Raw genomic sequence first — 23,019 nt, 5'->3', positions numbered from 1 at the left:
TGTCTTGTCCGTATGACCGCTCGCTCAGGTCAGGGTGCTTTCCGGTTGCGCCTGAGGGGCCCGCAGGTGAGCGAGCAGCACGTCGAAGACTTCGGTTGGTTCCAGGACCTCTTGAGGCAGCAGTTCGGGGCGGCCGGTGATCAATAGGGGACCGCGCCGAAGATCGCCCGTAAGGCGGCCGTGCGAACCGCGCACAATGGTCGCGTCGAGACCGATGACGTCCATCAGGTAACGAAAGCCGAGTTTTTTTCTGGCGAGTGCCCGCGCCGCCTTGAACTTGGCGGGAGAGTGCGGATCGAAGAACAGTTCGGCGGGGTCGTAGCCGGGCTTGCGGTGGATGTCCACCGTGCGGGCGTAGTCAGGTGCTTTGTCGTCGTCCAGCCAGTAGTAGTACGTGAACCACGCTCCGCTTTCCGCGACGACCACCAGGTCTCCGGCGCGGTCGTGATTCAGGTGGTGTTCACGTTTGCCCTGCTCGTCCAGCACCATGGCGACGCCGGGCGTACGCTCCAGCAGTTCACGCACCTGCGCGAGGCGCGACGGGTCGTTTACGTAGACGTGCGCCACCTGATGATCGGCCACCGCGAAGGCCGTGCTGACGCCCGCGTCGAGCATCTCCAGACCGCGCTCCAGACGCACCTGAATCAGGCCTGCCTCACGCAGCACGCGGTTGATGTGCACGGGACGCCAGGCGCGCTCGATGCCGTACTCACTGAGAACTACCACCTGCACGCCACGCGCTTCGTAAAAGCTGATCAGGTCGCCGGCCACCACGTCGATGTCGCGCAGGTCACCGGCGATTTTCGTGAGGTCCGGGCCGTGCTGCTGCAGACCGTAGTCCAGGTGCGGCAGGTACACCAGGTTGAGGGTGGGCGAGAAACGCTCCTCGATCCACTGGGCACTTTTCGCGATCCACTGGCTTGAGCGGATGCTGCTGCCCGGACCCCAGAACTGAAACAGCGGAAACTCACCCAGTTCGGCGTTCAGGGTGGCGCGCAGGTCGAGTGGCTGGGTGTAGATGTCGGGCAGCTTGAGTCCGTCGGCCGGGTACATTGGACGCGGCGTGACGGCGTAATCCACGCTGGAGTACATGTTGTACCACCAGAACAGGTTGGCGCAGGTAAAACTCGGGTCTGCCCGGCGTGCGACTTCCCACAATTTGGGAGCCTGCACCAGCTTGTTCGATTGCCGCCAGAGCTTGATTTCACACTCGTCCCGAAAGTACCAGCCGTTGCCGACGATGCCGTGCTCGGAGGGCCATTTCCCGGTCAGGTAGGTGGCCTGCACGCTGCAGGTTACGGCGGGCAGCACTTCTTTCACGCCGACCTGCTTGCCACGCTGCGCGAACGCGTTGAGGTGGGGCGTGTGTTCGCCCAGCAGGTCGGGGCTGAGACCCACGATATTCAGAACAGCAGTTCGTTGCATGTCGAAAACTCCTCAAAATCGGGCGCGCCGGGCTCAGGTCCCCTTGATGAAACGCTGCAGGAAAAGCGTCAGCGCGAACGCCAGCAGGGCCAGCGGAATAAGGTTGGACGCACCTTGCGACGCGAGCACCAGGGCGTCGAGCAGTGACACCCCCGCGATGAGGGACACGACCGCCCGCCCGATGCTGCGCTTGCGGCGGTCGTACACGAAAGTCACGCTGAACGCCGCCCAGGCGACAAACGCCAGCAGCAGTGCCCACCCGACGAGCGAAGGTCCGGTGAACACGAAATAGACGGCGGGCAGAAAGATCAGCAGCGCCGGCCAGTACCGCGCGAGGTTTTCCTTGGTCTCGGTCTTGGCGATGTAGGTGAGGCCGACGATGTAAGCGCCCAGCAATCCCGTCCACACCAGGAGCGGTGTCGTGAAGCCTGCAGTGAACGCCAGAAAAGCCGTGACGTACACCAGCATCCGCGTACCCGCCATGAGTACAGGGCTGAGCGGATTGGTCTTGTGCCACGCGTCGTACAGCACGATCAGGGCGATCAATACCAGACCGCTCACCAGCGCGGCGGTGCCTGCCGTCCACAGCAGCAGGCTGCCGAGCACAAACAGCAGCAGCGTCACGCCCAGCGCTTCGGCCTGCCCGATCAGTCCTGAAGGCAGCGGGCGCGTGGGGCGTTCCCGGCGGTCGATTTCGAGGTCGAGCAGGTCATTGAGGTACATGCCGGCCGTGTAGAACAGCACCATTGCCACGGCCACGAATGCACCCTGCTGGCTCATGCCCAGCGAGCCGCCGAGGGCGGCGCCGGCCAGCACGTTGGTCACGACCGTCGGACTGTTCGAGATGCGCGCGAGGGCCAGGTGTCCACGCAGACGCCGGGGAAGGGACGGCAGGACCGGGCTAGAGGACATCTTGCACCCAGCGGTACTCACGCTCGATCGAGTCGAGCAGGGGCAGTTTGAGCTCTGCGGGCAGCACGTCCCAGGTGTACGTCTCGATCTCCAGGTGCCGCGTGAAAGGCTGGCCGCGCAACAGCGCGAACGTATTCAGAATGCCTTCCTGAGTGGACGCCAGCTCGCCGAAGCGCTCCAGAAAGATCGGCACGTGAAAGTGCACGCGCCACTCCCGGGCGCACGGGTCCTGGAGTTGCGCCAGTGCCTGCGGCAAGTCCGGATACTGTGTCACACTGCCGTCCTCGTTGCGCTGCAGCACCTGGTGCAGGTAAGTCGACTCGACGAAGGGAGCGAGCGCGTCGGCAACGCGTTGACGCCCGGTCGCGTCGGGGGAGAGGACGACCTTTACGGCCGAACTCACCTGAATCTTCCCGATGCGCAGGCCCGAGCGCTGATAGTTTTGCAGCGCCTGAGCGCTGTCTTCGTAGGCGACCGCGACGTGGCAGGTGTCAAAGCATACCTGCAGGTGGTCTTTCAGATGCTCGCGCGCTCGTTCGTCTTCGATTCCCAGCCGCTCGGCGAGTTCCTGTGCGCCGGACTGCAGCAGCCGCTCGCCGAAAAAGGTTGCCAGTTCCTCGCTGCGTTCGAGCAGACCGTCCGGCTCCGGTTCGACGTCCAGGTGGATGAACGTTCCGAAGTCGCGGCGCAGGCGGACGAGCGCTTCTACCACCCGCACGACGTTCCGGGTGAGCACCTCCCACGTCTGCTCATCTGCCTGATCCACCCAGGCCTTGTACGTGAGCGGGCTGGTGGAGATGCCGCCTTCCATTCCCGTCGGCAGCAACGTGGCGAGGATCTCGATGAGACGCAGGGTGTACTGGACCCGCTCCTCGCTGCGCCAGTCGGGAGCGTGCACGTTCTCCTTCACCGCCTGCCCGTGAAAAGGACCGTACGGGAAACCGTTCATGGTAAAGACGTACAGGCCGCGCTCCTCGAGAAACGCGTGGAAGCGGGCCAGTTCGCCTTCTTCGAGAAGCTGACGGCTTTCTTCTCCGGAGAGGCGCAGCCCGACGCCGAAAAGCTCATCTGGTGCGAGGCGCGCCTTGAGGGGAACGGCGTAGCGCTCCAGATTCTCCATCACCGCCTCGATGCCCGAAGAGGGATGGATGTTCGTGCAGTACGTGAGCTGTAAATCGCGGTGGTTGACCTGCATGTCAGTCGGCCGCCACCGCCTGGCCAACTTCTCGCGGAACGACGAACTTGGGCGACTGACGCAGAAAACGCGCGGGATTTTCCAGGACGATGCGGCGGATCAGCTCCTCGTCGTGTCCCCGGCGGCGCATCTCCAGCACGAACTCGGGGACGGCCACCGGGTCGCTGGGACCCCAGTCGCACGCACTCGCCACGCAGATGCGCTCGGGGCCGTGCATCTCGATCATGTCAATGGCGCGGTTCGGGGACGCCTTGGTTTTGGGGTAAAGCGTGAAGCCGGTCCAGAAGCCGTGCTCCAGGATCAGGTCGGCGGTATGCTCCTCGGCGTGATCGACCATCACGCGGTGCGGCTGGATGCGGGGGTCCTTGGCAAGCGTCTCCACGATCACCTTGGTGCCCTTGTACTTGTCTTCCAGGTGCGGCGTGTGAATGTGAATCAGCTGGTCGTGTTCGAGGGCCAGTTCCACGTGATCGAGGAAGGTCGCCAGCTCGTTGCGCGTCACGCGGTTCAGGCCGATCTCACCGATGCCCAGCACCGTCGGGCGCGCGAGGTACTCGGGAATCAGCGCCAGCACCTCGCGCGCGAGGGCGCGGTCCTCGCCTTCCTTGGGGTTCAGGCACAGCCAGGCGTAGTGCGCGATGCCGTACTGCCGGGCGCGGGCAGGCTCGAAAGTGGTGATGTGATCGAAGTAGTCTGCGAAAGCCTGTGCTCCCAGGCGGTCGCGGCCCGACCAGAAAGCAGGTTCGGTGACGGCGAGGCAGCCGGTCAGGGCCATTTTGTGATAATCGTCGGTGGTGCGCGAAACCATGTGGGCGTGCAGATCGATGTAATTCATACAACTCCCAAAAGAATCTGCGCGGGCAGATTCTTTTCGAACGGGGTGAGCAGGGATGGGAGGCAGACGGCGGGAAGCGGAGGCAAGGAAGGTGTCGTGCCTTCTTTGCCGCAGATGGACGCGCTCTGCCTCACTGTTCGCCTCCGTCCTGAGGAAAGGGGGCGCTGCCCCGGATGGGGGCGCCGTAAGCGCTCTGGCCGTCGCGTTCATCAAGCAGGCGGGTGTCGCGGTCACTCAGGACCATCTGGATGCGTTTGACCCGTTCGCCCTCGCCCGAGGTGAGCAGCGTCAGGGCTTCCCGAAAGGCGACCACGCGGAAGTCATCTTCGGCATCCCGGTTCTGCGAGCGTTCCAGACGGTCCAGAAACGCGGCGACGGCCAGGATCTGCGCGCGGTGCTCCATGAAGTACTCGTCGACCAGCTGTTTCTGACTTAGCGGGCAGGTGTTGGCGTGGGGCATACCTCTCCTTGTTTCTGAATCCGCTCGAGCAGGCTGACGGCGCGCTTCAGGACAGCGTGGTCCATCTCGTGGACCTCCTGGCCCCGTCCGATGTCGTCGAGCAACGTGATGGTGAGCTGCCCACCGAGGTGTTCACGGAATTCGTTCAGGCCTGCGATCAGGCTGCCGGGATCCTGGGGGTTGTCCAGCTTCTCGCTCAGCAGCGGGTGCCACACGCTCAGCCCGAGGTTCAGAAAGAGCTGCACGATGCGCTGCCAGGCTTCTTCTCGCAGACGGCCTTCCAGGTGGGCGTAGGTGCTGTCGAGCGCGATGCCGATCGCGACCGCTTCGCCGTGCCGCAGCTCGTACCTGGTAAGTGCTTCGAGTTTGTGGGCGGCCCAATGGCCGAAGTCGAGCGGACGCGAGGAACCCTGCTCGAAAGGGTCGCCGCTCGTGGCGATGTGTTGCAGGTGCAACTCCGCGCAGCGGTACACGGCGTGATCCATGGCCGCGAGGTCGCGCGCTCGCAGGGCCGTCGCGTGCTCTTCGAGAAACGCGAAGAATGCCGCGTCCTTCAGCAGTGCGACCTTGACGGCTTCGGACAGGCCGCCAAGCCAGTCGCGGTCGTCCAAGGTGGTGAGGAAGTGGCGGTCATTGAGCACGGCGGCCGGCGGAGCGAAGGTGCCAAGCCAGTTTTTCTTGCCGTAGGCATTGACGCTGTTCTTGACGCCCACTGCCGAGTCGTTCTGCGACAGCACGGTCGTGGGAACGCGCACGAGGCGCACCCCCCGGTGCGCGGTCGCGGCGGCGTACCCCACCAGATCGATGATCGCGCCGCCGCCCACCACGACCACATACGAGTGCCGATCGATGCCGTGGGTGTTGATGGCGTCCTGAACGGTCACGACGTGTGCGCTGTCCTGCTTGGCACGCTCACCGCCCGGCAGCACGAGCGGTGGGGCGACCAGGTTCAGCTGGTGCGTGGCGCAGTAATGCTGTACGTCGGACACCAGCGAAGGGTGCGCTTTCGTCACGCCGTCATCGACGACAACGAGGACTTTCTTTGCGCTACTGCCCGGCGCGACGGCGTGACGAAAGACGGGGTTGTCCAACTGAAACAGGTGCTCGGTGAACTCGACGGGGTAGCGGAAAGTCACCTCCACCACCTGCTGAATGGTGCGCGCCATCATGCGCTGCCCGTTTGCAGGTCGCGCGAGTCAGCCGGGCGTCGCTGAGACACGTCGGAAAATCTGGTACGGGTTGTCTGTCGCGTCATCTGTAAATGTTGTCTCCGAGGAAGTATGAATAAGGGAAGTTGGCCCTGTAACATGTATTTTGGTGTAAAAGTTAACGTACGGCGTGAAGCGTACGTAAAGGAAGTCTTTCTTCAGCCCAGAACCTTTTTGACGGCCTTGTTCGGGTGGCGTTGTCGTGTCATCGGACGAGCCTCGGGGTGGCCGACAGGGAAGGGGAGAATTAAGTAGAGCATGAAGGACGCCCGTGGGCGCCCTTTGTCACGAGCGGACTGGACTGGTCGCGGTTTGCGGTGCCCCCTGCACTCCTGCTCGAATGTCCCGCCGTGCTCCGAAGTGCGGGCCGTGCGTTTCGGCGGGCCGGCGTACATGCTGCTCCACCTCACAGGGCCACCGCGACAGATACTCATTCCCACATGCGCTCTTTCGCCAGTGTCTTTTTCTGTCAAGCCGACTGGCCACCCGTACAGGCCAGTCGGCCTGGCGACGGCACGTTTCAGCAGGAATACCGCATTACGGCAGGGTGTTACAGGCGCCGCTCCAGAAAATCAGCCAGCAGCGTGTACATGCGGATCTTGCCCTGAATGTCGCCGGCGCCGTGTCCCTCGTCATGAAACTCGTGATATTCGAAGTCGTCCTCGGGCGCCTGGCCCTCGCGGCGACCGAGTTCCATCAGTTTCTCGCGAAAGAGGCTGGCCTGCGTCAGCGGACAGCGTGGATCGTTGGCGCCATGCAAAATCAGCATCTTGGCGCGCAAATTCGCGGCGTGCGTGATGGCGCTGCGATCGCGCCACAAATCGGCGTCCGCTTCAGGGTCGCCCATCATGCTGCGAAAGTAGTACCCGAGCTGCGGCATCACCCGTGAATTGTCTTCGTACAGACGGTGCAGGTCGGTGATGCCCACGATGGGCACGCTGACCTTGAAGGCGTCCGGTTTCCTGACCGCCGCGAGATAGCTCATGTACCCGCCGAACGATCCCCCGAAAATGCCCACGCGCTCCGGGTCCACGAACGGCAGGGACCTCAAGTAATCCGCACCCGCAATGACGTCCTCCAGGTCACCGCCGCCCCAGTCTTTCAGGTTGGCATCCCGCCAGGCCACGCCGTACCCGGTCGAGCCGCGAATGTTGGGCGACAGCACCACAAACCCGCGGCTGACCAGAAACTGTGCGTACAGGTCAAAGCCCCGAAAGAATTGTGCGGTGGGTCCGCCGTGCACGTGCACCATCGCCGGAAGCCGGCGCCCCTCGGCGCCCCGAGGCACGTGCAATACCGCCGGCACGTCCTGACCGTCGAAGGTGGGGTAACGCACGCCCTCGCCCTCGACGAACACCGCTGGATCGATGGTCCCGTATTCGGCCGGGAGCAACACCTCGTAGGTATCCGACTTGAGATCGTAGAGCAGCAGCTCTGCGCGCCGCGCGCCCGAGGAGTGCAATGTCAGCAGTTTCTCGCCCCCCAGCACGAACTGGGCGCTCGACGTCACGCCCGGCGGCAGCTGCAGTTCGCGCGCCTCTCCGCTTTGCAGGTCGTAGAGCACCGGCAGCAGCGTGGCTTCCCGGTTGCGGAGCACGCTCAGGAGCGTGCCGTCCGGACTGAACTCGCCGACCTGTTCATCGGTGGCGCTTTCTTGCGGGCTGAGCCAGCGCCACTCGCCACTCCCCAGGGTCAGCACGCCCACGCGGCCCGAGCCGCTCGCGTCGCTTGTCACCGCGACGCGCTTCCCGTCCGGATGCCACGCGCCCACGCGGTCCTGCGAGCCCACGCCCTGCGAAAAGATGCGCCGTGCGCCGCTTCCGTCGGCCCTGGCAAGGTAGGCGTCCCAGTTCTTGAAGTCCTCTGTTTCGTTGCTATTGAACAGAAAATGCTCGCCGTCCGGGCTCCACTTCACGGGCGAGGCGGGCGCGGTGAAGTGGGTGAGCTGCGTCCAGGCGTTTTCCCGCGCCTGCAGATCGTAGGCGAAGGTGCCCAGCTGCCCGGCGCGGGTGGAGGCGATCAGCAGGCGTCCGTCCGGGTGAACGTCGACCACGTAATCCATGCTGTCCGGCTGATGATCGAGGGCACGCACCCCTCCGGACTGGACGTCCAGCACGTACAGAGCCTGCCGCTCGTCACCGTCGTGGTCCTTGCTGAACACGATGCTTCGTTCGTCGGGTGACCAGGCAAAGCCCGCACGGGGCGCTTTGGGAGCTTCGCCCTGCGTTACCTGACGCAGCTCCCGCGAACGCAGATTCAGCACGTACAGCTCGAAGCGTCCGGTCTTGTCCCAGTAGAACGCCGCGAAGTTGCCGCTGCGCGAAGCAGTGACAGCGGTGATGGTCGGCAAGCCGGCCAGCTCTTCAATCGAGATGGGGGCAGTCAGGGTCAATGGGTCCTCCTGCCGCCAGCATACCCGTGGACACATCAGGGCGATCAGAACCAGCGCAGGCGGTGGAACAGAAAGGCGATGCTGCCCGACATGGTGAACGCGATGCCCAGAATAACCCACAGCATCCAGGGGTCTTCCTGGTCGGGCAGTGGCACGTTCATGCCGAAAATGCTGGTGATCAGCGTCGGAATGGCCACCAGAATGGTCGTGATGGTCAGGATCTTCACCACCTGGTTGACGTTGTTCGAGATGATCGACGCAAAGGTTCCCACAGTGCTGGTCAGGATGTTGGTGCTGATGTCGGTCATCTCGATGGCCTGCAGATTTTCGATCAGCACGTCATTGAGCAGGTCCTGGTCGTCCTCGTAGAGGTCGAAGAGCCGCTCGCGTTTGAGGCGCTCCATCATCAGCTCGTTGGCCTTGAGGGCCGTCTTGAAGTACACCAGCGATTTCTCGAGTTTCAGCAGATCCAGCAGTTCCTTGTTGCGGGTGGCGTGCTCCAGGCGGTCCTCGGTGGCTTCGATCTGCTTGTCGATGCGCCGCAGGTCGATCAGAAAGCGTTGCGCGCTGCGCAAAAAAACCTGCAGTGTCAGGCGGTTTTTCTTGGCGGTGCGCAGGTGGCGCATCATGCCGCTCGTGAGATCACGGATGACCTGATTGTCCTGCGCGCAGACCGTCACCAGGCAATGGTCGGTGTGCAGGATGCCCAGCGGCACGGTGTCGTAGGGTATGTCGCTGTCCTCGCCGAGGCGCTGCGAGGTCTGCAGCACGATCAGGAGTTGCCCGTCGTCGTCACGCTCGAAGCGCGAGCGTTCGTCGGGATCGAGCGGGTACTGCAGCAGTTCCATGCTCAGCCCGGTTTCGCGGCTGACCTGGCGCAGTTCCTCGTGACTGGGTGTGACGACGTTGATCCAGCAGCCGTCGGTGTATTCGTCAACCGTGGTGAGTTTTCCGCCAATCGAGCGGTAGTACGTCAGCATGCGCTCCCCCAGGAGTGGTCAAAAGGCGAACCTTTGGGTACGGGTGATGAAGTGGACAGGCCAAACTGGGGGGATCGAGATCGGTGGTCACGTTCATCACCTCCTTGAAGGTCGCCGCACACCAAAGACCTGGTGCGCCTGGCGCAGGGGAACGCGGGCTTTGACGCTCAAAGCCCGGGAAAGCGAAGCAGACGGCTGCGCACGGTCGCGCGGCCCATGAAAACCACTCAATGCTACCTGCGCTGGCCCGTCACCACAAGATGAAGACCACCTCACGGCACGAATTGTGAGACGCCCTTTAGACTGCCCGCTAAGTGCCGCCACGATGATCCGACGACCATCCGAGCGGAGCGAAGAGTGGAAAAGTACTTCCTGGCGAGAATGGCGTGATGAAGCGCTTTTGCGAGATCACGGAATGTGGGCCGGGAGGTACTGAAGGAGACCGGGTGACGAGACAGGCACGGTGGAGGAGACAGGCACAGCGGAGATGGGTGGCCCCGTGCCACCTTGCGCCGGGCGCCAGGGTCTTGGGCGGTGAATCCCGGTGACGGCGAACGAACAACCCACCGGTGAGCTCGTGTTGCGCGCAAGCGGACTGACCAAGCGCTTCGGTCGTCGTACCGCCCTGGAACCGCTGGACTTCGAGTTGCGCAGCGGCGAGTTCCTGGGGTTGCTGGGCGTGAACGGCAGCGGTAAAAGCACCCTGGTCAAGATGCTGGCCGGTCTGGTCAGTCCGTCTGCAGGGCATCTGGAGGTGCTGGGCGAGCGTCCCGGTCCGCGCACGAAGCTGGGCGTGGCTTACCTGCCCGAGGTCGATCACCTGTACCTGTCCTGGCGCTCAGCGGACGCGTACGCCTTTCTGGAGCGCTTCTTTCCCATGAACCGTGCGCGCTTCGCGGGGCTGCTCGACTTTCTGCACGTCGATCCGCGCGCGCGTTTCGGGACGCTCTCCAAGGGCAACCGGACCCGTGTGCGCCTTGCCCTCACCCTGGCGCGCGAGGCGCGGCTTTACCTGCTCGACGAGCCCCTCAGCGGCATCGACCCCCTGACCCGCGAGCAGATTCTTCGTGCACTCATGGGAGCGTTTCCGGCGGGCGCGGGCGTTGTGCTGGCCACCCATCAGGTTGGTGAGGCCGAGAACCTCTTTGACCGGGTGCTGGTGCTGGACGGTGGGCGGGTGCTGCTTTCGGGAGGTGCGGAGGACATTCGCCGTGCGCGGGGCAGCTCAATCGACCGGGCCGTCAAGGACGCCGCGTGGGCGCGGCAGCAGGAACGTGATGGGACGCGCGGCACGGCGCAAAACCCGCGCCCTGGAATGGCACCTGAAAACCCTGAACGGGCTGAGGATACTGCCGGCGGGAACCCACCGGAAGAGAGCGCAGGGGAAGAGAACGAGCGGACGGGTCGGCAGGAATGAATTCGCGTCCCCCCACCGCCGCTCTTCCTTCGGCCTGGCAGGCTTTGGCGTTGATGTACGCCAAGGAGCGCCGACAGAACACGATCGGGCTGCTGCTGGGTGTGCTGGGGATTCTGGCGCTGCACGCCCTGATCTTTTGGGGTGATCCGCAGTTCCTCACGGGAGAGCTGCCGGGCCGGGTGATTCTGGCCTCGTCGTTGATGGTGGTGCCACTGGTGTGGGCGCTGATCAAGGGAGTGTGGCAGGTGCGCAGCGAATTCGCTCAGAACACCCATACGCTGCTTCGTACCTTGCCCGTCTCGGGGTTCGCGGTGCTGCTGGCCAAGTACCTCTGGCTGTGGTGTGAGGTGGCGCTGCTCACGGCGCTGGTGGTGGGAGGGGTGTTCGTGTTCATCGGCATCGACATCGGTTGGGCCCAGGTGGGCAATTTCGAGGCGGGCAGCGCCACCCTGCCCGCAAATTTGCGCTTGGGCGCAGACTTCGTGCAGTTCACGCTGCTCGCTGCGTTGCTGGTGGCCCCGTTGCCGGCCATTGCCCTGCTGTCCAGCGTGCTGGCCAAAGGATCGCGTGAGCTGGGCGTGCTGGTCGGCTTCGTGGCGTACGCGTCGCTGGTCGGGCTGTTTTCACGGCTCTTCGGCGCTCTGGGAACGTTGGAACTGAACCTGCCCGGGCTCAGCCTGGGCCGCAGCTTTGCCGACACGCTCTCAGGCGCGCGTCCGCTCGTCGTGGGAGGAGAGTTTCTGCTGCTGAGTGTCGTGTTCACCGCCGCCGTGCTGTGGGCTGCCGGGACACTCTTTCAGCGTCAGGACGCCTGAGCGCCCGACCAGCGGTAAAGTGTGCCTCAAGGCGCGGTGGGTGCCGTAGGCCCGGCGACCGTCCGGGCCAGTTAAGCTGGAGGCATGACAGAGCTTCAGCTGCGGCCTTGGCGTACGTTCGGGCAGCTGTTCGCACAGGAGGTGCGGGCCAAGGGGGGCGTACTGCTGCTGGGGGTGGTGATCGTGCTGCTGCTCGATGCGTTCATCGCCTGGCGGGTGACGAATCCGTACCTGCAGGCACTGGTGGCCCTGATCGTGGCCCTCGCGCCGGTCCTATACTGGGTGTTCGGAGGATTTGCGGCCTTCTGGAATGAATTCAGCAGTGGCGCTCACCTGCTGCTGCGCTCGGTGCCCGCCTCGGGGATTACGGTCGTGGCCGCCAAGTACGTGTGGCTCCTCATCGAGCTGGCCGTGCTGTTCACCTTGCTGCTGGGCTCGGCACTGTACTTTGTCAACGGCGCCATTCCGCTCAGCGAGGTGCAGCTGAGCAGTGAGGTCGCACTTCGCCTCGGGCTGTTTTCTCTGACGGCGCTGCTGGTTCCTCCGGCGATCGCTTTGGCGGCGAGCGTGGTGGGGCGGGCCTCGCGCTTGAATCTGCTGTCAGCTTTTCTCGCCTTTGTGCTGTTGTGGTGGGCTTATGCCCTGCTGTCCGGAGCGGCAAGTGGTCTGGAAACGCTGGGCAGCTTCGCGCTGAACTTCGCACGGTTGCCCGGCGAGCTGTGCCCGGAAGGGCAGGACTGCTTCGTGCGCGTGAACGGCGCCTTGCTGCTGTTTCAGCCTGCCTTTGCCGGGCTGCTGCTGTGGATTGCCGGACGCACGTTTGACGGCATGGACTCTTGAGGGCGCTTGGCGGGACCGCGCAAAGCGCCTATGATGAAGCGTTGTGCCCGCTTTCGGGCAGACGCCTGGCGTCATTCCTGATCCGCGCAGGGCAGCATCCCGCCGCCGAATTTCGCCAACATCTCGGCCACGAAGCAAAAGCCTCAGCATCTGGGCGCGGGCCGAGTCACACGACCGCTTTTCTGGAGGACCTCATGGCCGAAAAAGACATCGACAAGCTGCTTTCCCTCACGGACAGCAAGTACCGCCTTTCCGTCATCATTGCCAAACGCGCGTTGCAGCTGCGTTCGGGCGCGCCCAGCGTGCTGCCCGTCGAGCAGCGCGTGCGCACCCACAACCTGGTGACCCAGGCCATGCGTGAACTCGCCGGCGGCAAATTGACCATCGGGGAAGAACTGATTGACGAGGACCGCATGAATCAGGAGTACCAGCGCGCCCGCCAGGCCCAGCTGCAGGCGCAGCTCAACGCGGAACGTGACCGCGAGCGCGACCGCGACCGCGACTGAGCGCACCGGGCAGGGTGGGCGGGACGAGGCTTTTCGAGGAAAGCCGGTGTTCGCCCACCCTGTCGCCTCGACCTTGGTCTGAGAAAGGGCAGGAGACGCTCGTGAGTGATGCAAACCATTTCCAGCCGCTGGCCGTGGTGATCGTTGCCGGTTCGATGGCCGCCGTGAAGGCGCCCATGGTGCTGCGCCGCCTGCGCGAAGCCGGCTTCGCCACCCGCGCGCTGGCCACCCGGGCCGCGCTGGCGTTCGTGACCGAGTTGTCTCTGGCGACGGCGGCCGATGCCCCGGTGCTGACCGACGAAAGCTGGTTCGCGCCTTCTCCTGAAGCCCAGCATTTGGCGCTCGCGCGTTGTGACCTGGTGGTGGTCGCGGCGGGCAGTGCCGACCTGATGGCGCGTCACGTGTCTGGCCGCGCGGATGACCTGGCCTCCGCGACGCTGCTTTCGACCCGCGCGCCCGTGCTGTGGGCCCCGGCGATGAATCCCAGCATGTGGGAGCATCCTGCCACCCAGCACAATTTGCGTACGCTGCTGGAATGGGGCCACGAATTTATCGGCCCGGTGTTCGGGGCGCTGGGCAGTTCGGGTGAGGGGGAAGGTTTCGGGCGGATGGCGGAGCCCGAACAGATTGCCGCGCGGGCCGGGGCGCTGTTGCGGGAGCAGGCTACCGCTGAGGACGGCCTGCAGGACCTGCACGGTCTGCACGTCGTCGTGTCGGCTGGTCCGACCCGTGAGTACCTCGACCCCGTCCGCTTCATCTCCAATCCGTCGAGCGGCAAGATGGGCTTCGCGGTGGCCGCGCGGGCGCGGGCGCGCGGGGCGCGGGTGACGCTGGTGAGCGGACCGGTGAACCTCGAGGTACCGCCGGGCGTGCAGTTCGTGCCGGTCGAGAGTGCACTCGAGATGCGTGACGCCATGCTGGCAGCCTCAGAGAGCGCGGACATGGTCGTGATGACGGCCGCTGTCGCCGATTACCGCGCCGCGCGCCCGGCTGGCGAGAAGCAGGCCAAGGGCAGCGAGGCGCTCACAGTGGAACTTACACCCAACCCGGACATTCTGGCCGAGCTCGGGAGCAACAAGGGCGAGCGGGTGCTGGTTGGTTTTGCCATGGAAACACACGCCGGGGTAGAGCGCGCGGCACACAAGGCCCGGCGTAAGAACGCCGACTTCATTCTGCTGAATTACCCGACCCGGGAAGGCACCGGCTTCGGTGGAGACGACAACGAGGTCACCCTGGTGCGCGCGTCGGGCGAAAGCGAGGTCTGGCCGCGGCTTCGCAAAACGGAAGTGGCCGAGCGGCTGCTCAGCGAAGCGCTCACTTTGCATAAATACACAAGAAGTGTATAATTATATACATCGGCGTTGAGCCACGATGTGTACAGACGGCGCTGTGTCAGGCGCCCGCTGCTGCCTGACGGTGTCCGCCCTGTGGCGACGGTTGGAGGGTTCGTGATCAGTAAAGAGCAGCGTCAAAAACGCATTCAGGAAATCATTGCCAAAGAAAGCGTTTCCACCCAGGCCGAGCTGGTTGACCGCCTGCGTGGAGAAGGCGTGCGGGTTACGCAGGCCACCGTGTCACGCGACATCAACGAGCTGCGCCTCGTGCGGCTTCCCATCGGCAAGAGCAAGCATCGCTACTCGCTGGCCCAGGTCCAGACCGAAAGTGACGTGCTCGACGAACTCGGGCGGCTCTTTCGCAATTTTGTCACCGACGTCGACCGTGGAGAGAACCTGCTCATCGTCAAGACCGCCGAAGGACACGCGACAGGCGTGGCCTATATCATCGACAAGCTGCGCCGGGACGACATCGTCGGTACGCTGGCCGGGCAGGACACCATCCTGCTCGTCGCGCGCACGGTGGAGGAAGGCGAGGCGCTCCTCGAAGAGTTGCACGGACTGATGTTGAGCTAACCTGGGCGGAGGCCACACTCCACCGGGAAACGAACGCGTTCCGACGAAAGGGCCGACCTTTTCGCTCGGCATGTCAACCCTCTCAGAGAAGTGTGGAAGTCTATGGCGTTGCGGCGTTCGTGCACTATTGTGTGCGCAAGGCCGCCACCAGGAGTCGCGTACGATCCCAAAACTTTCGTTTTGCCTCGAGTTGGAGACTGCATGAGCGAAGCTGATACCCGAAAAACCAGAACGCGCGCCGCGAGTGAAGGCAAAGCCAAACCGGCCAGAACCAAGACGCCTTCGGACGGCGCCGCGAAAAAGAGCGCGGCGCCCAAAACTCCCAAAGCGCCCAAAGCCAGTGCTGCCAAAGCGGCAGCCAAAACGGCCGTGGCCGAAACAGGTGACGCGAAGACTGCGCCGGTCAAAGGCAAGGCGGCCGGCAGCGCCAAAGCCGATGGGGGAGACAAGGCGCTCTACCAGCACGCCGCCGTGCAGACGCTGATCAAGACGGGCAAGGCCGCCGGCTCCGTGACGAGTGAGGCCGTGGCGACCGCACTCAACGCCGCACTGGAGGAAGCCGGACTCGACCCTGACCAGGAAGGCAGCTTCGAGGACCTGCAACTTTTCCTCAACGCGCAGCAGATCGAGATTCAGGATCTCGACGACGACCTCGACGAGGACGAGGAAGACGAACTCGATGAAGACAAACCCGACGCTTCTGCCGAAGAGGAAGAAGAAGAGCGCGAGTACGACGACGTACCGCGTGCGGTCAGCAACGACCCGGTGCGCCAGTACCTGCACGAGATCGGCCGCGTTCCCCTGCTGACCCTGGCCGAGGAAATCAGCCTCGCGCGGCGCATCGAGGAAGGTGAGGAAGCCCGCGCCAAGCTCGAAGCCGACCTTGACCTCGACGACCGCGCCCGGCGCTCGCTGCAACGCCAGGTCGAGGATGGTCAGGCGGCCCGTCAGGGCCTGATCGAGGCCAACCTGCGCCTGGTGGTCAGCATCGCCAAGAAGTACTCCAACCGGGGCATGGGCTTTCTCGACCTAATTCAGGAAGGCAACCAGGGCCTGATTCGCGCGGTCGAGAAGTTCGAGTACCGCCGCGGTTACAAGTTTTCCACCTACGCCACCTGGTGGATCCGTCAGGCCGTCAACCGCGCGATTGCCGATCAGGCGCGCACCATTCGCGTGCCAGTGCACATGGTCGAGACCATCAACAAGCTGAGCCGCACGGCCCGCCAGCTGCAGCAGGAACTGTCGCGCGACGCCACCAACGAGGAAATTGCCGAGGCGATGGGCCCTGGCTGGGAAGCCGCCAAGGTCGAGGAAATCCAGAAGATCACCCTGGAGCCCGTATCGCTCGAAGCGCCCGTCGGGACCGAGGGTGACAGCTTCTACGGCGACTTCATTCCCGACGAGAACTTCGACTCCCCGGCCGAGAACACCGACCGCACCATGCTGAGCGAGGAACTGGAAAAGGCCCTCGACAAGCTCAACGAGCGCGAAGCGATGGTGTTGCGCCTGCGCAAAGGACTCGTTGACGGCCGCGAGCACACCCTCGAAGAGGTTGGCCAGTACTTCAACGTTACCCGCGAGCGTATCCGGCAGATCGAGAACAAGGCGCTGCGCAAGCTCAAGTACCAGGAAAGCCGCAGCCGCAAGCTGCGTGACTTCCTGCTCGACTGAGGACAGCCTCACCGGACGCCCCGCCAAGCGGGGCGTTTTCTATGCAGCGGCCTGTGGTTGTCAAAGACGCGCGCGACCCCTGACAATACGGACCAATGAACGCGCTCTGCAAGGTCCATCCATGACGCAGACCAGTGACGTGCTGGTCATCGGTGCCGGCATCATCGGCGCTTCCTGCGCCCGCTCGCTCGCCCGTCTCGGGCTGCGGGTCAGGGTGCTTGAAGCAGGGGCCGCTCCCGCTGCCGGTTCAACCGGCAAGAGTGCGGCCGGGGTGCGGGTGCAGTTCAGCCAGGAGGTAAACATCCTGCTGTCACAGCGCAGCATTCAGGAATACCGTCAGATGCCCGAAGCCCAGTACCGGCCCCAGGGCTACCTGATGCTGCTGCCCGAACGTCTCTGGCCCGGGCACGCGCGCGGGCTGGCCCGGCAGCAGGCGCTGGGCCTCAACGTCCGCGAACTGTCGATCTCCGAAGCGCAGCAGCTGGTGCCCTTTGATCCGACCGGCGTGGTGGGCACCACCTACGGCGCGCAGGACGGGGTGGTGGACCCGCACGGCATCACGCTGGCCTTTTTGCGTGAGGCGCGCTCGTGGGGCGCAACGCTGCACACCAGTTGCCCGGTCGAGGTGCTTGCTCACCGCTCAGGCGTCTGGAGTGCCTCAACGCCGCTGGGAACCTTCGAGGCCCCGTTGCTGGTGAACGCGGCAGGTGCCTGGTCGGGAGAGGTCGCCGCGCTGGCAGGGCTGACCGTGCCGGTGCAGCCGGCCCGGCGCATGGTCTTCACCACCGGGCCACTGCCGGACCACCACGCCTGTCCCATGACCTTTGACCTCACGAGCGGCTTCTGGCTGCGCTCGGAAGGCGAGCGGCTGATCATGGGCCTCAGCAATCCGCATGACCAGGGTTTCCGGGATGGCATGGACTGGAGCTGGCTGGAGCCCACCCTGGAAGCTGGACTGGCACGCTTTCCGTGGCTGGAGCAGGCTGGCCTCGACCGCCGCGCCTCCTGGTGGGGTTATTACGAAGTCACCCCGGACCACGCGCCCATCCTGGGCCTCATGCCGGGCGTTCCCGGCTGGATCAACGCCTGCGGCTTTTCGGGCCACGGTGTGATGCAGGCCGCCGCCGTGGGTGAGGTCATGGCGCAGGAAGCCACCGGAGGGAACTTGTCCATCAACATCGACGCCCTGCGCTTCGAACGTTTTGGGCGGCAGGTGACCCAGGACGAACACCTGATCGTATAAATCCACTCTGTACCCTGCGTCTCTGCACCCTGAGTCTCTCTACCCTGCGTCGCCGTATCCTGCGGCCCTGGCCCGAGATCTGACGCCTGGATCTGGTCCAGCCCCGGTCGCGCTTCACTGCGGGTAAGACGCGACAAACGGGCCAGGGCGGTACCCTGAAACCGGAGGCCTGTATCGTCAGCGCACACGTTCAACGCTCCTTGTGCTGTTCCCCGGATTTGCACGGCGCCATGGCCAGCGCGACGGGCTCCTCGCCAGCACGGCGCCCGCCCTTCGGTACGCGCCCCCATCCGCGGGGCGCCATGTGACGCAGCCTGCCGAGGTGGTCGAAGCGCCAGGGCGGTACCGGGCCCTGGTCGCCCTGGCCGTGGCCGTCGTGCTGGCCATGGCGCCATGGTTTTCGGCGGCGGCCGTGTTGCCGCAGCTGCGTGAACTGTGGACCCTCACCCCGGCCGAGGGAGCCTGGCTGACCCTCGCGGTGCAGCTCGGCTTTGTGGTGGGAGCAGTGCTGAGCGCTGCGCTGAACCTCGCCGACCTGCTCGCTCCCCGCCGCCTGATCCTGCTGGGGGCAGTGTTGGCCGCGCTGGGAAACGCCCTGCTGCTCATCAGCACGCCCGAGGCGGCGCCCTGGCTGCGGGGCGTCACGGGGGCGGCGCTGGCGCTGGTGTACCCTCCGGCCCTCAAGGCCATGTCCGCCTGGTTCAGGCTCGACCGGGGCGTGGCGCTGGGCGTCATGGTAGGCGCACTGACCCTGGGATCGGCCCTGCCGCACCTGGTGAACGCCCTGGGCGGGGCCGACTGGCGGATGGTGCTGGGCCTGACCTCGCTGCTGGCCGTCGTGGGGGGCGTGCTGGCCGCCCGCGTTCCCGAGGGGCCTCACCGTTTTCCCCCGGCGGTGTTTCAGCCACGGCAGGCCGTGCGGGTGCTGTCCACGCCAACCTTGCGCCTCACGACCCTGGGATACCTGGGGCATATGTGGGAACTGTACGCGATGTGGGCCTGGTTCGCGGTGTTTTTTGCCGACGTGCTGCGCGACCGCGCCCTACCCGGGGGCCCCACGGCGGGGCTCGCGACCTTCATGGTCGTGGGGGTGGGCGCCCTGGGATGTTATTACGGCGGGGTGCTGGGAAAACGCTGGGGCAAAGCCCGTCTGACCGCCCGCGCGATGCTGATTTCGGGCTTGTGCGCCTTGGGGCTCGCCCTGCTGGTGCAGGCGCCGGCAGGGGTCATTCTGGCCGTCAGCGCCCTGTGGGGATTTTGGATCATTGCCGACTCGGCGCAGTTCTCGACGCTCACGAGTGAGCTGGCCGATCCGCGCTATGTCGGCACCGCCCTGACCCTGCAGCTCGCACTGGGCTTCAGCCTGACCGCCCTGAGCATCGCGGCCGTTCCGGTGCTGCAAAACGCCGTAGGCTGGCGGGGCGTTTTTCTCGTGCTGGCCGTCGGGCCCTTTCTGGGCGCGCTGGCCATGCGGCGGCTGGAGCGACTTCAGCGCGCCTCATAAGCAGCCATGCCAGGCGTTCAGACGCCCAGCAGGGTGCGGCGCAGCCAGCGTCCGAGGTCACGGTCGAGGGCGTCCCGGCACTCGTCGAGGCCGTGCCGGCAGCCGGGATACAGCAGCAGTTCCCGCGGTTCGGCGGCCCGCTCGTACAGCCAGCGTGAGCAGGAGTCCGGCAGTACTTCGTCGGCGCTGCCGTGGATGAGCAGCAGCGAGCGCGGACTGAGCTGCCCCACCGCGTCCGCGCCGTACGTCTGGCTGCTGAGGGCGGCCACGCCCACCACGGCGTCACTGCTCACGCCCGCGTCGATCACCACCGCGCCTCCAAAGGAGTGACCCACCAGCGCCAGACGCGTCACCCCGAGGGTTTCCAGATAAGCGCCGCCCAGCAGCACATCGAGGGTGCATTCCGGCAACTGGTTGGGAAAGCGGTAATCCACGCGCAGCGAGGTCACGCCCTCGGGCGCAAGCTGCTCGGCCAGACGGGTGTAGAGCCCGCCCGCAGGGCCTCCCAGACCGCCGCCCGCACCGAAAACCCACACGATGCCCGCCTGGCCGCCTTCCTTCGGTGGCCGGTGCAGGCGCGTATCGATGTTGCCCCGGTTGGTATGCAGGGTGACGATCTGCGCTTCGCCTTCGTTTCCGGCGCTCTGAATGCCGAGCAGCCGAATTTCAGACGGTTCCCCCTTTGCCACGCAGGCCTCCTCGTGAAAAGCGCTTCAGCATCCTCGGCCGGCTGATGACCCCGGCTATTCGACGGACTTCACGGTGTAGCGCATCCGGTGGTCGCCCAGGTCCACCTCGAAGCTGTCTCCGACCCGCCGTCCCGGCAGCGCCTTTCCGACCGGGCTGTCATCGGCGACGCGGGTGATGCCCTCGTCGAGGGTGGTGACCTCGACATGGTTCACCAGCTGCACGCGCAATTCACGGTCGTGGTGATCGTCGTGCAGCACCACAATCGATCCCAGCAAAATCTCACCGTCATTTTCCCCATGATTGTCGACGATGACCGCGCGGGCGAGGGTGTCCTCCAGTTCGACGATGCGCGCGTCGAGGCTGGTGGTGTCGTTCTGGGCGGCCTGCAGGCTGCGGTCTTCCAGGTCCATCGCGTCGTCGAGCAGCGCCGAGAGCTGCTGGGTGACTTCTGTACGGCGCCGGCGGGCTTCTTCGAGGGCTTGCTCCAGGCGGACGTAGCCTTCGCGGGTCACTTGCACTTCTCTGGCCATGAATGCTCCTGTTGCTGGAATTTCCCGGACATGAAACCCGGGAACTGTATTCTTCAGAGAGGAACGTGAGGGCGGATGACGCGAAGGGCGCCGGACCTTCACGCGAACGCAAGTCTGCCCGTCAGGGAATGAACACCGCCCGCACACAGCCGTCCTGCTTGGTTTTGAACATCTGGTAGCCACGCGGCGCGTCTTCCAGCGAGAAGCGGTGCGTCGCGAGGTATGAAGGGTCGAGTTCGCCGCGCGCGGCATGTTCCAGCAGACGGGGCAGGTACTTCTGTCCGTGTTGCTGCGCGGTGCGCACCGTGAGCCCCTTGTTCATCATCACGCCCAGCGGAAATTTGTCCATCAGGCCGTACACGCCCAGAATCGACAGCACGCCACCCTTGCGGCAGGCCCGGATGGCTTCTCGTAAGGCCTGCCCACGGTCGGTGTGTATCTTCAGGGCCTGTTTGGCGTGGTCGTACAGGTACCCCAGGCCAGTACCGTGCGCCTCCATGCCGACCGCATCAATGCAGGCGTCCGGGCCTCGACCGGCGGTCATTTCGTTCAGGACATCCACCACGCTGTCGACTGCGGTGTAATCGATCGTCTCGGCGCCTGCCCGGTCACGTGCGAGCGCGAGCCGCTCCGGAAAACGGTCGATGGCGATGACACGCTCGGCCCCCAGCAGGTAGGCGCTCTGAATCGCCATCAGTCCCACGCCGCCGCACCCCCAGACGGCGACGACGTCACCCGCTTTGATGTCACAGAAGTCCGCGCCCATGAATCCGGTTGGTGCGGCGTCCGAGAGGAACAGCGCCTGTTCGTCCCTCAGGCCGTCTGGAACCTGAAAGCAGTCATTGTCCGCGAAGGGCACCCGCACGTACTGCGCGTGCGAACCGGCATACCCACCAAAGGCATGGCTGTATCCGTAAATTCCAGCGGTGTGATGCCCCAGCAGCGGCTGCTGCAGCTGGTACTTCGGATTGGTGTTGTCGCACAGTGAGTACAGGTCCTGCCGACAGTACCAGCACTGCCCGCAGACGATAAAGGACGGTACGACGACACGCTCGCCCACACGGATGTTCTTGACCTCGCGACCCACTTCCACCACTTCACCCATGAATTCATGGCCGAGGATGTCGCCGGGCATCATGGTGGGAATCAGGCCGTCGATGACGTGCAGGTCCGAGCCGCAGGTCGTGGACATCGTGACCCGCAGGATCACGTCGTGAGAATCGAGAATTTCAGGGTCCGGCACGGTTTGAACGCGCAGGTCGTTGACGCCTTCCCAGCACAGTGCCCGCATCTTTTTCTCCCTTGGTGGCCCGGCTGTCGAGCAGCCGAATTCCTGGTGTTTCCTGCCGCTTCTGTGGCCACTGGGCCCGTGAGGACCGGCTTCAGCGTTCTTCCCAGGGCTTGCTGGGCGCCGGAATGCCAGGCGGACCTTGAATCAACCGATCAGCGACCATTCCGGTCACGAAGGCGTACATCGTTTTGTGCAGCAAGTCGACCACCTGCTCGTCGACCGGCCAGGTCCAGGGCGGAGCGCCGACGCCGGTGGCGTTCTCCAGCGTCTGATCGTTCAGGAGTCGCAGGTTCAGGTACATGAACGAGCCGACCGGACCGCGCAGTCCGCCCTGAGCCATCAAGCCCCGCACCGCGCCGAGCAGAATGCCCTGTCCCCAGTGCATCGCCCAGTTCAGCCACAGCCGCTCCTCGTCGGGCTTGTGCGGCAGCCCGAGAAGCTTTTCCAGGGTGTGCGCGGGCACATACGAGTTCGGCCTTCGGGTAAGGCGTTGTTCGAGCTTCTCGGCAAGCGTCATGGCCGCGACACCTGCCAGCCCGGCGACAAGTCCGTTGACCATGGCATCTTTTGACATAAGTCTCCTTTCGGCAGGTCAGATGGTCTGCCTGGGAATGATGGAAATGCTGTTGCCTTCCTCTGGCACGGCGTACTTGATCTGCTCCAGGCGTTCGAGTCCCTCAGGGCTGCGCGCCGCCATCAGGATGTCCGGCAGATCGACATGGGTTATGCGCATGCAGTCCTCGATGGGCTTGCTGGCGCCCAGCAGGATCAGCGGGCCAGCTCCCGGAATCTTTTCGGCCTCGGCGGTGGGTACTTCCAGAACGGCACCGAGACTGTGAGGGTCAAGAGGGTCATCACCAGCACGCCGTTGGTCAGCGAGGGTCCTCACCTGTCAAGGTGTTCAGCCTGGGCCTGTCATGTGGCCGGCTCAGATGGCGGGGAGCTCAGAAGAAGGATTCGCAGTAGGTGGCATGTGGATTTCCCATGGCAGCAGCGTGCACCCCGAGCATGAGCGGACGGCTCGATTTGATTTGGATTCCCCTTACTGCGATCAGATTCTGCTGCCGTTCTTCGTGAATGCTGCTTTTTCCTGCCCTAACCGTCTCGCAGGAGGCAAGACGGTGAGCCGCGTGACGAAGGTCAACTCCATTGTCGCGCGGCTCGCCAGGGTTTGACGGATTGACGCTTCAGGGCG

23 protein-coding genes are annotated in these 23,019 nt (G+C 64.7%); 10 read left to right on the top strand and 13 right to left on the bottom strand.

Annotation, left to right across the window (positions count from 1 at the left end; all coding sequences use genetic code 11):
* Nucleotides 1–24 precede the first annotated feature (24 nt).
* The 8 genes from DEIPE_RS06170 to DEIPE_RS06135 form a co-directional block, all read right to left on the bottom strand.
* Nucleotides 25–1,425 (bottom strand): alkaline phosphatase family protein, encoded by a 1,401-nt coding sequence (locus DEIPE_RS06170; protein ID WP_015235122.1) that lies wholly within the window; start codon nucleotides 1,423–1,425, stop codon nucleotides 25–27.
* A gap of 33 nt (nucleotides 1,426–1,458) precedes the next feature.
* Nucleotides 1,459–2,337, bottom strand: a complete 879-nt coding sequence (locus tag DEIPE_RS06165; protein WP_015235121.1) for a UbiA family prenyltransferase — start codon at nucleotides 2,335–2,337, stop codon at nucleotides 1,459–1,461.
* Nucleotides 2,327–3,532, bottom strand: coding sequence for a metabolite traffic protein EboE (eboE, locus tag DEIPE_RS06160; RefSeq protein WP_015235120.1), 1,206 nt, complete (start codon nucleotides 3,530–3,532; stop codon nucleotides 2,327–2,329). Before eboE ends, DEIPE_RS06165 begins: the two co-directional genes overlap by 11 nt.
* A gap of 1 nt (nucleotide 3,533) precedes the next feature.
* Entirely contained in the window at nucleotides 3,534–4,367 is an 834-nt protein-coding gene (locus DEIPE_RS06155; protein ID WP_015235119.1) for a TatD family hydrolase, read from the bottom strand.
* A gap of 130 nt (nucleotides 4,368–4,497) precedes the next feature.
* Entirely contained in the window at nucleotides 4,498–4,827 is a 330-nt protein-coding gene (locus DEIPE_RS06150) for a hypothetical protein (RefSeq protein ID WP_015235118.1), read from the bottom strand.
* Nucleotides 4,800–5,996 (bottom strand): 3-dehydroquinate synthase, encoded by a 1,197-nt coding sequence (locus DEIPE_RS06145; RefSeq protein ID WP_015235117.1) that lies wholly within the window; start codon nucleotides 5,994–5,996, stop codon nucleotides 4,800–4,802. Before DEIPE_RS06145 ends, DEIPE_RS06150 begins: the two co-directional genes overlap by 28 nt.
* A 589-nt stretch (nucleotides 5,997–6,585) precedes the next feature.
* Nucleotides 6,586–8,427 (bottom strand): S9 family peptidase, encoded by a 1,842-nt coding sequence (locus tag DEIPE_RS06140; RefSeq protein ID WP_015235115.1) that lies wholly within the window; start codon nucleotides 8,425–8,427, stop codon nucleotides 6,586–6,588.
* Between the two features lie 44 nt (nucleotides 8,428–8,471).
* Nucleotides 8,472–9,407: a magnesium transporter CorA family protein gene (locus DEIPE_RS06135; RefSeq protein ID WP_015235114.1), complete on the bottom strand. Its 936-nt coding sequence runs from the start codon at nucleotides 9,405–9,407 to the stop codon at nucleotides 8,472–8,474.
* Between the two features lie 544 nt (nucleotides 9,408–9,951).
* Here DEIPE_RS06135 and DEIPE_RS06130 point away from each other — a divergent pair.
* The 9 genes from DEIPE_RS06130 to DEIPE_RS06090 all read left to right on the top strand — a co-directional run bounded on the left by DEIPE_RS06130 (nucleotide 9,952) and on the right by DEIPE_RS06090 (nucleotide 19,313).
* Nucleotides 9,952–10,824: an ABC transporter ATP-binding protein gene (locus tag DEIPE_RS06130; RefSeq protein ID WP_015235113.1), complete on the top strand. Its 873-nt coding sequence runs from the start codon at nucleotides 9,952–9,954 to the stop codon at nucleotides 10,822–10,824.
* Nucleotides 10,821–11,639 carry an ABC transporter permease gene (locus tag DEIPE_RS06125; RefSeq protein ID WP_015235112.1) on the top strand — a complete coding sequence of 273 codons (819 nt, stop codon included), beginning with the start codon at nucleotides 10,821–10,823 and terminating at the stop codon, nucleotides 11,637–11,639. The genes DEIPE_RS06130 and DEIPE_RS06125 overlap by 4 nt, the downstream gene beginning before the upstream one ends.
* Nucleotides 11,640–11,723: 84 nt before the next feature.
* The gene (locus DEIPE_RS06120) at nucleotides 11,724–12,479 is read left to right on the top strand and encodes a hypothetical protein (RefSeq protein WP_015235111.1); all 756 of its coding nucleotides are present in this window, start codon (nucleotides 11,724–11,726) and stop codon (nucleotides 12,477–12,479) included.
* 194 nt (nucleotides 12,480–12,673) lie between these two features.
* Nucleotides 12,674–12,985, top strand: coding sequence for a DNA-directed RNA polymerase subunit omega (gene rpoZ, locus DEIPE_RS06115; RefSeq protein WP_015235110.1), 312 nt, complete (start codon nucleotides 12,674–12,676; stop codon nucleotides 12,983–12,985).
* 155 nt (nucleotides 12,986–13,140) lie between these two features.
* Nucleotides 13,141–14,331: a bifunctional phosphopantothenoylcysteine decarboxylase/phosphopantothenate--cysteine ligase CoaBC gene (coaBC, locus tag DEIPE_RS06110; protein WP_052326771.1), complete on the top strand. Its 1,191-nt coding sequence runs from the start codon at nucleotides 13,141–13,143 to the stop codon at nucleotides 14,329–14,331.
* Between the two features lie 102 nt (nucleotides 14,332–14,433).
* The gene (argR, locus tag DEIPE_RS06105; protein ID WP_015235108.1) at nucleotides 14,434–14,895 is read left to right on the top strand and encodes an arginine repressor; all 462 of its coding nucleotides are present in this window, start codon (nucleotides 14,434–14,436) and stop codon (nucleotides 14,893–14,895) included.
* A gap of 201 nt (nucleotides 14,896–15,096) precedes the next feature.
* Nucleotides 15,097–16,566 (top strand): RNA polymerase sigma factor RpoD, encoded by a 1,470-nt coding sequence (gene rpoD / locus DEIPE_RS06100; protein ID WP_015235107.1) that lies wholly within the window; start codon nucleotides 15,097–15,099, stop codon nucleotides 16,564–16,566.
* Nucleotides 16,567–16,687: 121 nt separating this feature from the next.
* Nucleotides 16,688–17,809 carry an NAD(P)/FAD-dependent oxidoreductase gene (locus DEIPE_RS06095; protein ID WP_015235106.1) on the top strand — a complete coding sequence of 374 codons (1,122 nt, stop codon included), beginning with the start codon at nucleotides 16,688–16,690 and terminating at the stop codon, nucleotides 17,807–17,809.
* A gap of 304 nt (nucleotides 17,810–18,113) precedes the next feature.
* Complete coding sequence (locus tag DEIPE_RS06090) at nucleotides 18,114–19,313, top strand: MFS transporter (RefSeq protein WP_052326645.1); 1,200 nt, start codon at nucleotides 18,114–18,116, stop codon at nucleotides 19,311–19,313.
* Nucleotides 19,314–19,330: 17 nt separating this feature from the next.
* Here DEIPE_RS06090 and DEIPE_RS06085 read toward each other — a convergent pair whose 3' ends face one another.
* From DEIPE_RS06085 to DEIPE_RS06065, 5 genes are all read right to left on the bottom strand, one after another.
* The gene (locus tag DEIPE_RS06085; protein ID WP_015235104.1) at nucleotides 19,331–20,002 is read right to left on the bottom strand and encodes an alpha/beta hydrolase; all 672 of its coding nucleotides are present in this window, start codon (nucleotides 20,000–20,002) and stop codon (nucleotides 19,331–19,333) included.
* A 54-nt stretch (nucleotides 20,003–20,056) separates the two neighbouring features.
* The gene (locus DEIPE_RS06080) at nucleotides 20,057–20,533 is read right to left on the bottom strand and encodes a GreA/GreB family elongation factor (RefSeq protein ID WP_015235103.1); all 477 of its coding nucleotides are present in this window, start codon (nucleotides 20,531–20,533) and stop codon (nucleotides 20,057–20,059) included.
* Between the two features lie 121 nt (nucleotides 20,534–20,654).
* Nucleotides 20,655–21,824 carry a zinc-dependent alcohol dehydrogenase gene (locus DEIPE_RS06075; RefSeq protein ID WP_015235102.1) on the bottom strand — a complete coding sequence of 390 codons (1,170 nt, stop codon included), beginning with the start codon at nucleotides 21,822–21,824 and terminating at the stop codon, nucleotides 20,655–20,657.
* 91 nt (nucleotides 21,825–21,915) lie between these two features.
* Nucleotides 21,916–22,398 (bottom strand): hypothetical protein, encoded by a 483-nt coding sequence (locus DEIPE_RS06070; protein ID WP_015235101.1) that lies wholly within the window; start codon nucleotides 22,396–22,398, stop codon nucleotides 21,916–21,918.
* 18 nt (nucleotides 22,399–22,416) lie between these two features.
* Entirely contained in the window at nucleotides 22,417–22,713 is a 297-nt protein-coding gene (locus DEIPE_RS06065; RefSeq protein ID WP_015235100.1) for a DUF421 domain-containing protein, read from the bottom strand.
* Between the two features lie 82 nt (nucleotides 22,714–22,795).
* On the opposite strand from DEIPE_RS06065, the gene DEIPE_RS23820 reads away from it, so the two are divergent.
* On the top strand, nucleotides 22,796–22,999 hold the full coding sequence (locus DEIPE_RS23820) for a hypothetical protein (RefSeq protein WP_015235099.1): 204 nt from the start codon (nucleotides 22,796–22,798) through the stop codon (nucleotides 22,997–22,999).
* Nucleotides 23,000–23,019 lie beyond the last annotated feature (20 nt).

Origin of the sequence: Deinococcus peraridilitoris DSM 19664 (assembly GCF_000317835.1) — a bacterium.
Lineage (GTDB): Bacteria > Deinococcota > Deinococci > Deinococcales > Deinococcaceae > Deinococcus_A > Deinococcus_A peraridilitoris.
The sequence above is the reverse complement of the archived record's forward strand: the minus strand, read 5'-3'. Positions and strand labels throughout refer to the sequence as shown.